We start from the raw sequence: 13,638 nt of genomic DNA on the forward strand, positions 1-13,638 counted from the left end.
CATATGCCTTACTTGTTACCGGTTATCATAACTACAGCATTTATTTTATTAGCTTTAATAATTTGGTTTTATATAAAAACTAAAACCTTAAGGATGCAGCTACAATTCTTGTCAGGTCAGAATATAGAAATTAGCAATAACAACCAATTATTGAACCAAGAAAAAATAAAATATTTACAGAAAATTGAACAATTAAAGTGTAAAGTAGAATATCAAGAGCAGATTATTAAGGATTCGGACAAAATAAGAGAAGAGTCGTTTTCATCAGCAAAAGCTGCCTTATTTGATCTTGGAAAAGATTTGTCCAAGCAATTAATAGAGATACATAAAATGGAAAATACAGCAACAAGAGAACTAGCCGAGAAAAATATTGCTATTGCTTCCGGAAAATTTAATAGTGAGTTTGAACGATTAATTACTATGATAGGAGCATTAAATAAAGATATAGAGCATTCCAAGGGTACAGTTGATTTGATAAAACAGTCTCTGCTTTCTCCTATAGGTACAGGATTACTTGCTGAGATTACACTTGAGAATATCCTAAAGTCTTCAGGATTACGTCCTAATTTAGATTTCATTATGCAATATGGCTTAACTACGACAGATAGCGGGAAGCTAAGACCTGATGCCCTTATTTTTCTTCCTTCTGGTAATTTAATGGTTATTGATTCGAAAGCTTCTCAATTTCTAGTAAGCGAGCAAGATAATAGTGGCAACCTTAGTAAAACTATGAATTATCATTTAAAATCTCTAGCTAATAAAGACTATGCTGAAAATATTTTAACTAATCTAAACAAAAAGGATCAGAGTTTTAACAATGTTATTACTTTAATGTTTTTGCCAACTGAACAAGCCGTTGAGAAAGTTATTGCAGCTGATCCTAAATTTTTACAAAAAGCTTGGGGTTGTAATATTTTTCCGGTAGGACCTGCAGGACTTATGAATATGCTATCATTTGCAAGATTTCAAATTACCGATCATCGCCGCTCGGAAAATTATAATGTAATCATTGAAGAAGTTAGAAAGTTATTAAGTGCTATAGGTAGTATAGCCGATTATTCTCAAAAGATCGGTAATAACCTGCAAAATATGGTTACTAATTACGATAAATTTGCTGCCTCGTTTAATCGTAATTTAATGTCAAGAGTGAAGAATATTCAAAAACTTGGTATTGATTCAAGGAATAAAGCCATGCTGACAAACCTTGAGCGTTATCACATCGTTTCCTCTAAATCAGAAATTATTGAAGTAGAAACAGAAAATCCACCAAAAATAGAAGAAAAATTATAAACAAATTTTTATCGTAATAGGTAATTTATTAAAAAAACTTTCCATAGTTTGGATAGTCATATTGTTACTATGTGAAGCATATGTAAGATTAAAGCTCCTGAAAAAATAAACATATTATAAGTAAGCTTTATTAATTATGTGGCCAGGCTTTACAATAGACGAGCTAAAAGAGATAATTGAAGAAAACAAAAAAACAATTGTTATAGATCATAACAATTATGAACTTATTATTGATAGTGTTTTTGGTCAAAGAAAGATTAGTAATAAAGATATTTTCACCAGTGAATCCATTTAGACCAAAACTAGAAAATTATGATATATCTATAGGCTTTGACTATATAGATCATCCAAATTATATAAGCAATACCCAATACCTTTTTATTTTTTATATTATATATATTTTACTAATGAAGTCAGTACTGAATATAAACGATGACCAAAATGTAATCCGCATAACACATATTTTTTGTGTTTCTTAGTCTCCAACAGAACATCCTAAAAACGGTGATTGCATAACAAGAAATCGCTTTTTCATAGATTATCACTATATAAAATAAGTAGTAAGCGGCAGTAAATATTTATGTACTGAATCTACAATTATACCAAAAGCAAAAACTCGTGAATGGTTATCTAAATGTAAATTTATTATTGCTTTTGAAAATAAAACATATAAGTGGTATGTTACTGAAAAACCTTTTCAAGCTTATCTAGCGGAAGCAGTATCTATTTATTAGGCAGACAAAAGTTATATTAAAGATGTCAACCATAATGCAGTAATATTTGTTAAAGATTATTTAGAAATATAATTATATTAAAGATCAAAATATTGTACGATATGTAATAATTAGATTGTACCAACTTCAGAAAAGCATTACACCTCTGTAAAAAGAAAAATTAAGAAAAAAATTACCGTTATAAATAATCTATAATGGGATACAATAAAAATATCAATTATAATTATTGATTTTTATTTTTTTAAAAACTTATCAAATAGGCACTACTCCACTTGAAGAACAAGATATTAAAATTTTTACTATGAAAAGGTTTAGTGTAGTAGACAGTTACAATTTATCTATATTATGCAGCTGGAAAAAGATTTACCGGCTTAGCTATAAAAAATCATCCATCACTTTTATCGTTTGATACGCCGTACTTTATCATTCAGAAAATATAAATTATCGTTCCGATAGCAAAATATTAAATCATACTTTAACGGTCGGAGAACTCGGTTTGTTATAGCCATAGAGACATTTGGCTTATAACATTGCTCAAGAAAATATACCTTATGCCCTAATAATAGAAGATGATGTTATACTAGCTAAAAACAAAATAAATGATTTACAATATATTTAGCATTTTCAGTGTTATTGTCTAATGCTTTTAACATATTATTATTAATCTCTTTAGTGTCTCCATTTGATAGACCCGTACCAGGGACAAGATAATAAAATTTGTAGCATCGCAAGGCTAGTAGGCGGTAAAGCACATAATTCATACCCAACGCGATCCTTTTTGTCAATTACATATGAACGTAAAGCAATTACACCAGCTATAAAAGCGTAAGTAATTGCTATTTTACCTGAATGATTACTCACTAAATCTTGATTTTTCAAATAATCTTAATATTAAACAATAAACATATAAAAAACGAGTTTTTTATATGTTTTACTGGATTCCCGCTTTTGCGGGAATAACATAGAGAAGGAATAATATTTATGCCGGTATATATTCAAGAACCGGTTGTTTTTTATTTGATTTTGTAGAAATGAGAGAAGTCATTATCGGTTCTACTAATCCGTTAACTACCTCTTTTGTAATGGTAACACGATGTTTTTTTAACTCAGCAACTTTATACATACTATCAAGCAAAAGATGCTCAAGTATTGAACGAAGCCCTCTTGCTCCTGTCTTTTTAGCTAAAGCTTTTTCGGCAATAGCTTCTAGAGCGGAATTCTCAATTATAAGCTCAGCATCATCAAGCTCAAATTGTTTCTGATATTGCTTTACTATGGCGTTCTTAGGCTTAGTTAGAATCGTAATTAAAGCTTCTTTGTCTAACTCATCTAAAGTAGTAACTATAGGTAACCTACCGATAAATTCAGGAATTAAACCGAATTTAGTTAAATCTTCAATCTCTAAGGCTTGAAGAATCTCACTATTATTTTTCTCTCTATTTATATTTATGTTAGCTGCAAAACCTATAGAACTATTATTAGTTCTTGCAGTTATAATGCTATCAATCCCCATAAAAGCACCACCGCAAATAAACAAGATATTTGAAGTATCTAACTGTACGAAATCTTGTTGTGGGTGTTTCCTACCACCTTGAGGAGGTACAGAAGCAACTGTCCCTTCCATAATTTTAAGTAATGCCTGCTGTACCCCTTCACCCGATACATCCCTTGTAATAGAAGGATTCTCCGATTTACGAGCAATTTTATCAACCTCGTCAATATAAATTATACCTTTTTGTGCTTTTGCTATATTAAACTCGGCTGCTATCAATAAGCGTAGCAAAATATTCTCAACATCTTCACCAACATAACCAGCTTCTGTTAAAGAAGTAGCATCAGCCATAGAAAAAGGTACGTCTAAAATTTTAGCAAGCGTTTGAGCAAGTAAAGTTTTTCCTGAACCGGTAGGACCGATCAGTAAGATATTCGACTTATTAAGCTCAACTTCATTATTGCCGGATTGTATATACTCAAGTCTTTTATAATGATTATATACCGCTACTGCTAAAATCTTTTTAGCTTGATCCTGTCCAACTATGTAATCGTTTAGAATTGTACATATTTTTTGCGGCGTTGGAATTGAAGAAGTAATCTGCTTTAATGCAACTTTATTTTCTTCTTTCATAATATCCATACATAAATCTATACATTCATCACAAATAAATACTGCAGGACCTGCTATCAGTTTTTTTACTTCATGCTGTTTTTTACTACAAAACGAACAAATCAATTCTTTTTTATTAGCTTCTACTACCATTAACTTTCTTTTTTTTATTTAATTTAACAATTCTTCCTACATTATTGTTATACGGATTGGAAGACCTACACTTGAAAGTTATTACCACCGTAGATGGAAATGAAATAAAACAAGCCATATAACAACATTTTAGGCTACTCTTGCATACATATAATAATCTTTATGCTCATTTGCAACTATTTCATATTTTTTAAGGATTCCTTCCTTAGCAAAACCGCACCTCTCAAGCAGATTGATTGAACGAAAATTATCTGTAATGACTGTTGCTTGGACTCTTACAATGCCTATATAATCAGCAAACTTTAAAATATTCTTTATAGATTTTAACATGATACCTTGACCCCAAAAACTACAATCTAAATCGTAGCTTATTTCTGCTCTATGATGTTCTAGATTTATTATATTAAAACCTGCAGTACCTATTAATTTATTATCGTCTTTAAGGGCAATCCCCCAATAAAAGCTTCTATGATTTTTATATAAACCAGACCAATAATGTATTTCTTCTCTAGCTTCTTCTAAGTCTTTAGGTCTATTACTATCAGTTATATAAATAGCCATTTCTGACTTACTCATATAATTAAAATAATCTTGTGCATCATCTTCGACTAACTCACGTAAAACTATATCATTTAAATCAAGTACGGGAAAGGGAGCATATAAATATTCTCTATTTATCATACATATTTAATAGGATCTTGTATATCATTCTTTTTAAAAGCATCAAGCCTTATCATGCAGGCAAGACATGTACCACAAGATAAATCATCTTCGGTAGGTTCATAACATGATATCGTATTTTTGTAATCTACACCAAGTTCAAGACCGGTTCTAATTATTTGCTCTTTAGTCATATCAATTAAAGGTGTATGAATAGTAATTTTTTTACCTTGTACTCCCATATTGGTTGCTAAATTCGCCATTTCTTCAAAAGATTTAATATATTCAGGACGACAATCAGGATAATTTGCCGAATCGCTTGTATGCACACCTATAAAAATGTCTTTTGCTCCTATTACTTCTGCAAAACCAAGTGCATAGCTTAAAAATATAGTATTACGAGCAGGTACGTAAGTAACGGGCACATCGTCTGGTAGCTCATTTACGTCGTGATAATGAGGGACACTTATATTATTGTCGGTAAGAGCAGAGCCACTGAAAGCTCGTAAATCTATATTCACAATCTTATGCTGCTTGACATTATATTCTTTTACTAACTCTCTAACTTTTCGTAATTCTGCATTGTTACGCTGTCCGTAGTTAAAACTCATAGCATAGATTTCATAACCCATTTTTTGGGCTATTGCAAGAACCGTAGCAGAATCCGCCCCGCCACTAACCAAATTAACTAATTTTTTCATTTACTATATACTAATTACTGATAAAAGTAATGATAATATAATTAAATAAAAATACATATATAAATCTTTATGACTAGAAAAATATCTATCAAACAACAAGTAGCTAGTACTACAATAGTGTTTTAATTAAAAAAGAAAATTCCAATCAAAGAGTTATAAGAATAAATATAACAATTGATAAGAGTACATCAAATATTTTCTACCGATGAAATAATGAAATTAACACGAGATTTATAAAATATAAAAAGATTAAATTCATAACAAAGGTAGAATCCATGCCTTTCGTCTTTGTTATTCATTATTTTATAATTTTCTTTAGACAGGGGGTATAAGACACCTTCCTAAAGAAATGAAACATAAATATTCTTGACTAAATTCTTATAATAATCTAAGGTTACGCTATTAAGTTACTAATATGGCGGGTGTAGCTCAGTTGGTTAGAGCATCAGGTTGTGGTTCTGAGGGCTGCGGGTTCGAATCCCGTCACTCGCCCCATTTTTTTCTTCATGTAAAGTAATTCATGGGTATCAAACTTTTATATAGGCTGGCTAAATATCTAAGGTTCTATAAAAAAGACTTGACCATCGTTATGATCTCTTTACTTAGTGTATCAATCTCATTATTACTAATCGGTAATGTTGTTAGAAATTTAGTTGATAAAGGCTTGAGCAAAAACCATATTTTATCAGTTGATAAATCTATATTATATATTTGTTTATTAATTATCATCTTAAGTATTGCCAGTTTTTTCCGTTCATATTTTATCAACAATGTTGCTGAAAAGACAGTTAATCAAATAAGAAAAGATGCTTATAGTAATTTAATTAATTATGAAATTAAAGAGTTTGAAGAATTAAAAATCAGCGATATAATTTTACGCCTAACAAATGATATAGATCAAATATCTACGCTCATCGTTAATTTCTTATCTTTTTTTATTCGCAATTCAGTGATGCTAATCGGCGGCATTACATTAATGTTTTTTGAAAGCTTTAAACTCGCTTCTATAGTAATTATTACCATTCCTATCTTATTAATTCCTTTAATTAAATTTGGCAAACATGTTAAGGCTTTATCTAAAAAAGCTCTAGAATCTAAATCACTTTTAGCCTCAGATATTGATGAAACTTTTAATAATATTAGAGCTATTTATGCTTTTAACAATCAAACAAATAAAATTGCTGATTTTAATACTAAACTACAAAATTATTTAGCATATTGTAAAACCCGTTTTAAAATGCGTGCTTTATTCTTTGCGATTTCAATAGCCGTTATATTTCTTGCAATTACTTTAGTCGTTGGGATCGGAGCTTCGGATATAGTTAAAGGTCATTTATCTGCAGGACAAATTATATCGTTTATTTATTATGCAATTATTGCCGGAGTTAGTTGTGGCGGTATTTTTGAGCTACTAAGTGCAATACATCTACCTGTTACCGCACTGGAGAGAATAATTACAATTATAGATAAGATGCCTACAACACATAAAAATTATTTAGAATTAAATAATTACGATTCTGTATCAATAGAATTTAAAAATGTAGATTTTACCTATCATTCAAGACCTAATTTAAGAATTATCAATAACATGTCTTTCATGATAAATGCTGATAAATTTATTGCAAATAAATTTGTTGGTATTGTCGGTAGATCAGGAGCGGGAAAAAGTACTATAATTCAGCTATTACTAAATTTTTACCAGCAAGAAAGTGGCACTATCCTTATTAACAATCAAGATATATCTTATTTAGACCCTATTGAAATCCGTAAATTAATTGCTTATGTTCCTCAGGAAACCAGTATTTTTTCCGGCACTATAAAATCAAATATTATATTTGGTAATATGGAAGCAAGCGACGATGAAATAAACGAGGTCATAAAAATTACGGGAATAAAAGACTTTGCTACTAAACTTCATGACGGTATAAATGCTAAAATTGGTGAGAAAGGGGTTAGATTATCAGGAGGACAGAAACAAAGAATAGCTATTGCTAGAGCATTACTACGCATGCCGCAAATTTTACTTCTTGATGAAGCAATGAGTGCTTTAGATACAATAAGCGAACAGAAATTATTAAATGCTATAAAAAAAATAATGAAAGGGAAAATTATTATATCAATTGCCCATCGCATTAGTAGTATAGAATCAGCTGATCATATTTTAGTAATAGATAAAGGCGGAGTAGCAGCTAGCGGAACCCATGATAATTTGTTACAAAATTCAGAAATTTATCGAAATATTTGTAGAGAACAACGATCTTAAATAGATTTCTTAAAAACGTAACTAATACGGACGAATCACTCCGGCAACACGGAACCCAGGCCCCCCACCACCGCATAAAAAAAATACGTGGGAATGTGAGTAACGTGACATAAGTCTATGTAAGGAGTCTAATGATAGATTTATGCCTGAGTATAAAAAATTTAAATGTTTAATATAATTTAGCTTGAAAGCTACTGTAACTTTGTTATAATTGTAGTTACAAAATAAAAAAGGTTTACAAAATGAAAAATTTATTAAAGATTTTATTAATTCTAGCTTTCTCAGCACCAGTATTTGCTGGTGTGCCATCCAATCCTACTTCAGTTACAACAACCCAAATACAAGCTATGAGTACTGACGATCAACAAGCTTGGGTTGCTAGCTTAACAGCAGATCAGTATAATATGTTAAGTCCTGATGTTCAAAAGTGGGTAATGGAGCATACTACTGATACTCAAAAACAAGCTTTAGGAATTAATCAGTAATATTTTAATTAATTTTTAAAATCGATATATGTTAGGAATCAATGATTCTTAACATTATCTTTGTATCCGGTGATGGGGCCTGCTTTCCATCTCGGTACTCATTATTGCAAACTTTTTTTTCAAAAAGAGTATGTAATACTACTTTTGAAAGAAAAACAGTATATATCACTAAAAGTTTTTGCTTTCGCTCTCCTTGCAGTCCAAGGTTATCGTGTCATGTATAAATATTCATTTTAGTAAAACAATAAACTATAAGAATATAGAAGCTAATCCACCAATATCATTCCTGTGAAAGCAGGGATGACATAAAAGTTATAACAAACAAATATTACTTTTATGAAATTACTTAATTACCGTAATCATCATGGGAATAATGGCCAGAGCGGAAGTAGATTTATTCGTTCTAAGTTTCCCGATACATTCAACCTTTCAACTTTCATGACAGAGTTACTACTCGGTATTAATCTAACTGCTTATTGTATTACTGCACTTGTAGTAAGTAATTTAGGAGATAGATACGGGCGCAGACCGATTATTAACACTCGATTTACTGATTTTTAATCTTGATAGTTGAGTTTGCGTATTTGCAAATAATTATGGAGCTATATTCTTTGGAAGAGCTTTGCAAGGATATGATACATCATTGGTTGCATTACTAGTATATTATTGTGCTTGACGATATTTATTCAGTACAAGAACAGCAAAAATGCATGGGCATTTTAAACGGCACTATTACGCTTTCTATGACTTTTGCACCGATTCTAGGCAGTTACATCAATTTATTTTGGAGATAGAGAGGTAAAATTGTGTTTTATTATTCTTCTTGGTTTAATTAGCTTAATTCTAGGTATATTTTATATTCCAAAAAGAGAAGTTAAGAAAAAATACGCTTTCAAAAATCACCGAAAGCTATATATTATATACTTACAATGATGTTTCTTGCACAAGGATATATATGCAAGATTTAAGCGTCACTTCAAAAGATTTTGTATCATATCAAGGATCAATGGCAGCTTCATTCTCGATCATGAGCTTTACAAGCGGTTATTGCTTTAAAAAATTCGGTATTAAAAATTGTTTCTATTTTGATAATACTATTTTTACTAGAAAATAGCATATTAATTGTATATAATATTAATAATCCTTTAATCATAACAATAGTTACTTTATTATTATCTCTTGGCGTGATATATCTGATTAACATATTATGGCCACTGCTTTTAGAAGCTATTCCAAGACGGCAAAACACGTATGACGGCTTTTTTACAGCTTAGATTAATTTTAACGGTACTTTTGTCCAAACTTGATAAAATCTTTGAAATTTCCAGTGAGGTAAAAATAAAAAATGATTAATCAAGCTTTTATCTTCAAAATAGCTTTCAGATATTTTAGATCTAAGAAAAATGAAAAGTTTGTTTCTATTATTTCTGCCTTTTCTTTAGTGGGCGTTATGATCGGCGTTGCGGCATTAATAGTAGTCATGTCAGTTATGAATGGTTTTCACATAGAACTTACTAAAAATATTATTGGGTTAAATGGGGATATAGTAATAAATCCGCAAGCTGGTAGCATTGATAACTATGAAGAGATTAAAGCTAAACTCCTAAAACAAGATTATATAAAACATGTAACGTTTATTGCTCACGGTCAAGCTTTGGCTCTTGGTAAAAGTAATAATAGCGGTGTACTGGTTAAAGGTATTAATTTAAAGGATCTAAGCTTAAGAAATGAAATTTTTAAAAATGTGAATTTTGGTAGTTTTGATAATTTTCACAGCAAAAACGTAATAGCACTCGGAGGAGAATTAGCAAGTAATTTAGGTGTAACCGTTGGGGATAAGATCAGATTAATTTCACCAAGTGTAGTTTCTACCGCCTTTGGCAGCATGCCAAGGTCAAAAGAATTTAAAATTATAGCAATTTTCAATAGTGGTATGTACGATTATGATTCGGCAACGATATTAATGCCGCTTACCGCAGCACAAAATTTTTTATCTCTCGGCAACGATATCAATTTAATCGAAATTAATAGTTTAGATCCTGATAAAGCTCTTTCATATTCATATAAATTGCAAATATTATTAGGAACAATGTTAAGAGTAACTAGTTGGCAAAAATTAAACGCACCATTTTTAAGTGCCCTTGTTGTTGAGCGTACAGCTATGTTTACTATTCTTTCTTTAATTATTATGGTTGCCGCATTTAATATTATTGCAAGCTTATTTATGCTCGTTAAAGATAAAACTGCAGATATTGCAATTCTTAGGACTATGGGAGCAAGTACAAAGCAAATAATGCTTATTTTTATCTATAATGGGATATTTATAGGATTGCTTGGCACAACACTAGGCGTCACTCTTGGTGTTACATTCTCTCATAATATTCAAACTATCAAGAATTATTTGGAGCATATAACTGGTACTAAAATGTTCGAGGCAGCTATTTATTTTCTTTATAGTTTACCTTCAAAAGTAAGAGCTGAGGATATTATTTTCATTACCTCTTTATCTATAATATTGTGTTTTCTTGCGACAATTTATCCTGCTTATAGAGCCTCAAAATTAAATCCTGTGGATGCCCTAAGATATGAATAATAAAGTCCTCATTCTAAAAAATATCTCAAAACATTACAGCCAAGGTAACACTATTGTTAGAGTATTAGATGATCTTAATTTAACGATTAGTGAGGGTGAATTAATTGCTATAATAGGTACTTCAGGTAGCGGCAAATCGACTTTACTACATATTGCCGGCTTACTTGATAAACCTACAAATGGTCAAGTCATCATACCAAATAACGAGTATACAAAAAATCATCTCATTCGTCTTCATTATTTAGGTTTTATCTATCAACAACATCACTTACTTAAAGATTTTACCGCCCTTGAAAATGTCATCATACCAAGACTTATTAGCGGTCTTGATCAAAAAGAAGCAATAGAAGATGCAACAAAGATATTAGATGATCTAGGGCTTGCGAAAAAACTCTATAATATGCCTGGAGAATTATCAGGAGGAGAACAACAACGCGTTAGCATAGCTCGGAGCTTAATTAATAAACCGAAAATTATTTTAGCAGATGAGCCGACGGGTAATTTAGATCCCAAAACCACAAATGAAGTATTTAATTTATTTTTAAAAGTAGCGAGAGAACAAAATACTGCCGTTATTATGGTAACACATAATCATGAGTTAGCACATAAAATGGATAAATTATATACGTTAAAGCACGGATTATTAAATATAGCTTGATTTAAAGCTTAAAAATTCTAATAATTATACTAATATTCTTTAATAAAGGTTAGTCATGGCTGAGCCTATTATATTTACTCTTTTACTTGGCAATACAGATCAGATATTAGAGAGAATAAACAATCAGAAAACTCTAAATACACTACCTATTATCCCGCTACAAGTTAATAAAGAATCACATATATTCGATAAAGAACGTATTTTTTCAGAGATCTTAGAAAAATCCCGCAAAGAGGGCAAAACACCGATTTTTAACATTCAACTTAATAATAATAATGTAAGATCTATTTTTCAGGTACAAGATTTAATTAATGCACAAAATTTAAATATAAAAACTACTATTACTTTTGATCAATATAATTCATTAACCCAAAATCCTGAACTAGAAGCTTACTGGAAGCAAGTTATGGAACAAGTTGATCATGTTTTTTTTGTCAATGAAGCAGATCAAAATTTAGCTATAAATGAAAATATTATAAATAAAGATAAAACTACTACAATTAAAGATGCAAATATAGATTTAATATCAGTTTTTAATAATCTTATATATAATCACGAAATTGACCAATTACTCTCTGATACAATACCTGATAAAGCAACATTAGATAAAATAATACAAAATGCTAAAAAGCAAGGTGGTAGAGTAATTATAGAAACTTGGCCTATTTCTGCAGACGAAGCAACAAATCTTATAACTGCTAAATTCGGTATTACCTCTGAAGATCAAATTTACGGACTAAAACTCGAAATCAATGAAATCTTAAAAGATCCAAATAATGCTGCCGAAAATTTAAAAAAATATGTATTACAAATATCTCAACAATTTCAAAAAGATTTAGATAAATCTGAACTAAATCCTATCGATTTTAATTTTAATATAGAAAAAATTATAAAAAATGGACCTGAGGATATACAAAAAGAACAAGCAACACCATATGAACCTCCAAAAGCAAATCAACCAGAATGGCAAGTTTTTTTTAGAAGAGTTTTTAACTATTTTAAAGATATAGTAACTAGTATTCTTGGCACGAAAAAAGACCCTCAAACTCTAGTAACTCCAACCCCCCAATTAAAACCAACAGTAACACAAGCACTACAAACAACTGTTGCACCTTCTATAACTCAACCAGAGCAACAAGCTTCCATGACTAATATAACACCATGGGAAGAATTAGGCATCACACAAAAAGTGTACGAGGAATCTCTGCAAGTAGAAAAGCAATTTTCTACACCGGTAGCAGAACAAAAACCACAAATATCTGAAAAAAAATCATCACCGGTTATAAATACTAAAGCCCAAGTTAGTATTTACAATACAGAAAATATAAAACAACCTAATTATTTATACACTGAAGATGATATAAAAAATATATTAGAAACAAATATAGATAAGAATAAATTTTCTATATTCCATCATGCCTCTTTAGAAGAACCGGAACTATTAAAAGATACTCTGCGTGCTGCACTCGAGGATCTAATTGTAGATAATAAAAAGCCAATTATACCGCTCAATACAGGGCATGAGCATTGGTTATTCATGACAGCTAGTAAAGATGATAAAGATAATATAACTTTTATATATAATGACCCTACCGGTCAGCCATTGGAAGCTCGCCCGAAAGTAGCAGAATATATTAACGCAGTTTACCCCAATGTAAAAATAATAGATCTAAAAACAAAACAACAAGAAAATGCGTACGATTGTGGAGTTTTCGTATGCAATAGTGCGATAAAATTCTCTAAAGGGCAGAAAATTCTCACTACTGAAGAATCTAAAGGACAAGGTATAAATTTAAGGGAGGCTCAAGCTAATACATTAATACAACAACAAGCAAAGACAATGGGACAAGCATTAAAAACAAATATAGGGCAACAACCAAGTAATAAATTTCAGAAGATGGTTAGTCAAAAAACGCATGATCAATCTAGACGACACTAATAATAAAAAACATTAGGCAAAATTTCTAATTACTAATATAATTATTTATAGTTAATTT

Annotated in this window: 12 protein-coding genes, 1 tRNA gene and 1 pseudogene; 10 read left to right on the top strand and 4 right to left on the bottom strand. The window is 30.4% G+C overall.

Going from position 1 to position 13,638, the window contains the following annotated elements; all coding sequences use genetic code 11:
- The first annotated feature begins 3 nt into the window (after positions 1 to 3).
- From A1E_RS04115 to A1E_RS06995, 3 genes are all read left to right on the top strand, one after another.
- Positions 4 to 1,290, top strand: coding sequence for a DNA recombination protein RmuC (locus A1E_RS04115; protein WP_012149036.1), 1,287 nt, complete (start codon positions 4 to 6; stop codon positions 1,288 to 1,290).
- Positions 1,291 to 1,426: 136 nt separating this feature from the next.
- Entirely contained in the window at positions 1,427 to 1,585 is a 159-nt protein-coding gene (locus tag A1E_RS06990) for a hypothetical protein (protein WP_012149037.1), read from the top strand.
- A 304-nt stretch (positions 1,586 to 1,889) separates the two neighbouring features.
- Positions 1,890 to 2,024: a glycosyltransferase family 10 domain-containing protein gene (locus A1E_RS06995; protein WP_330932951.1), complete on the top strand. Its 135-nt coding sequence runs from the start codon at positions 1,890 to 1,892 to the stop codon at positions 2,022 to 2,024.
- Between the two features lie 669 nt (positions 2,025 to 2,693).
- Here A1E_RS06995 and A1E_RS05860 read toward each other — a convergent pair.
- From A1E_RS05860 to queC, 4 genes are all read right to left on the bottom strand, one after another.
- Complete coding sequence (locus tag A1E_RS05860; RefSeq protein ID WP_012149039.1) at positions 2,694 to 2,903, bottom strand: hypothetical protein; 210 nt, start codon at positions 2,901 to 2,903, stop codon at positions 2,694 to 2,696.
- A gap of 100 nt (positions 2,904 to 3,003) precedes the next feature.
- Entirely contained in the window at positions 3,004 to 4,281 is a 1,278-nt protein-coding gene (gene clpX, locus A1E_RS04125) for an ATP-dependent Clp protease ATP-binding subunit ClpX (protein WP_012149040.1), read from the bottom strand.
- Between the two features lie 129 nt (positions 4,282 to 4,410).
- Positions 4,411 to 4,962 (bottom strand): GNAT family N-acetyltransferase, encoded by a 552-nt coding sequence (locus A1E_RS04130; RefSeq protein ID WP_012149041.1) that lies wholly within the window; start codon positions 4,960 to 4,962, stop codon positions 4,411 to 4,413.
- The gene (queC, locus tag A1E_RS04135; protein WP_012149042.1) at positions 4,959 to 5,642 is read right to left on the bottom strand and encodes a 7-cyano-7-deazaguanine synthase QueC; all 684 of its coding nucleotides are present in this window, start codon (positions 5,640 to 5,642) and stop codon (positions 4,959 to 4,961) included. Before queC ends, A1E_RS04130 begins: the two co-directional genes overlap by 4 nt.
- Before the next feature lie 418 nt (positions 5,643 to 6,060).
- On the opposite strand from queC, the gene A1E_RS04140 reads away from it, so the two are divergent.
- The 7 genes and pseudogenes from A1E_RS04140 (at position 6,061) to A1E_RS04175 (ending at position 13,580) form a co-directional block, all read left to right on the top strand.
- A tRNA-His gene (locus A1E_RS04140) sits at positions 6,061 to 6,137 on the top strand.
- A 25-nt stretch (positions 6,138 to 6,162) separates the two neighbouring features.
- Positions 6,163 to 7,905 carry an ABC transporter ATP-binding protein gene (locus A1E_RS04145; RefSeq protein ID WP_012149043.1) on the top strand — a complete coding sequence of 581 codons (1,743 nt, stop codon included), beginning with the start codon at positions 6,163 to 6,165 and terminating at the stop codon, positions 7,903 to 7,905.
- A gap of 242 nt (positions 7,906 to 8,147) precedes the next feature.
- Positions 8,148 to 8,390, top strand: coding sequence for a DUF2673 domain-containing protein (locus A1E_RS04150; RefSeq protein ID WP_012149044.1), 243 nt, complete (start codon positions 8,148 to 8,150; stop codon positions 8,388 to 8,390).
- A gap of 364 nt (positions 8,391 to 8,754) precedes the next feature.
- Positions 8,755 to 9,743 (top strand): annotated as a pseudogene (locus A1E_RS05865) (MFS transporter).
- Positions 9,736 to 10,983, top strand: a complete 1,248-nt coding sequence (locus tag A1E_RS04165) for a lipoprotein-releasing ABC transporter permease subunit (protein WP_012149048.1) — start codon at positions 9,736 to 9,738, stop codon at positions 10,981 to 10,983. Before A1E_RS05865 ends, A1E_RS04165 begins: the two are co-directional and overlap by 8 nt.
- Positions 10,976 to 11,641 (top strand): ABC transporter ATP-binding protein, encoded by a 666-nt coding sequence (locus A1E_RS04170; RefSeq protein ID WP_012149049.1) that lies wholly within the window; start codon positions 10,976 to 10,978, stop codon positions 11,639 to 11,641. Before A1E_RS04165 ends, A1E_RS04170 begins: the two co-directional genes overlap by 8 nt.
- A 55-nt stretch (positions 11,642 to 11,696) precedes the next feature.
- Complete coding sequence (locus A1E_RS04175) at positions 11,697 to 13,580, top strand: Ulp1 family isopeptidase (protein WP_012149050.1); 1,884 nt, start codon at positions 11,697 to 11,699, stop codon at positions 13,578 to 13,580.
- The last annotated feature ends 58 nt before the right edge of the window (positions 13,581 to 13,638 follow it).

It is taken from the genome of Rickettsia canadensis str. McKiel (genome assembly GCF_000014345.1).
In the GTDB taxonomy this organism is placed as follows: domain Bacteria; phylum Pseudomonadota; class Alphaproteobacteria; order Rickettsiales; family Rickettsiaceae; genus Rickettsia; species Rickettsia canadensis.

Bases quoted from the DNA above. Each gene is read 5' to 3' on its own strand.
- A1E_RS04115 (WP_012149036.1), top strand. From the start codon at position 4: ATGCCTTACTTGTTACCGGTTATCATAACTACAGCATTTATTTTATTA.
- A1E_RS06990 (WP_012149037.1), top strand. From the start codon at position 1,427: ATGTGGCCAGGCTTTACAATAGACGAGCTAAAAGAGATAATTGAAGAA.
- clpX (WP_012149040.1), bottom strand. From the start codon at position 4,281: ATGGTAGTAGAAGCTAATAAAAAAGAATTGATTTGTTCGTTTTGTAGT.
- A1E_RS04130 (WP_012149041.1), bottom strand. From the start codon at position 4,962: ATGATAAATAGAGAATATTTATATGCTCCCTTTCCCGTACTTGATTTA.
- queC (WP_012149042.1), bottom strand. From the start codon at position 5,642: ATGAAAAAATTAGTTAATTTGGTTAGTGGCGGGGCGGATTCTGCTACG.
- A1E_RS04145 (WP_012149043.1), top strand. From the start codon at position 6,163: ATGGGTATCAAACTTTTATATAGGCTGGCTAAATATCTAAGGTTCTAT.
- A1E_RS04150 (WP_012149044.1), top strand. From the start codon at position 8,148: ATGAAAAATTTATTAAAGATTTTATTAATTCTAGCTTTCTCAGCACCA.
- A1E_RS04165 (WP_012149048.1), top strand. From the start codon at position 9,736: ATGATTAATCAAGCTTTTATCTTCAAAATAGCTTTCAGATATTTTAGA.
- A1E_RS04170 (WP_012149049.1), top strand. From the start codon at position 10,976: ATGAATAATAAAGTCCTCATTCTAAAAAATATCTCAAAACATTACAGC.
- A1E_RS04175 (WP_012149050.1), top strand. From the start codon at position 11,697: ATGGCTGAGCCTATTATATTTACTCTTTTACTTGGCAATACAGATCAG.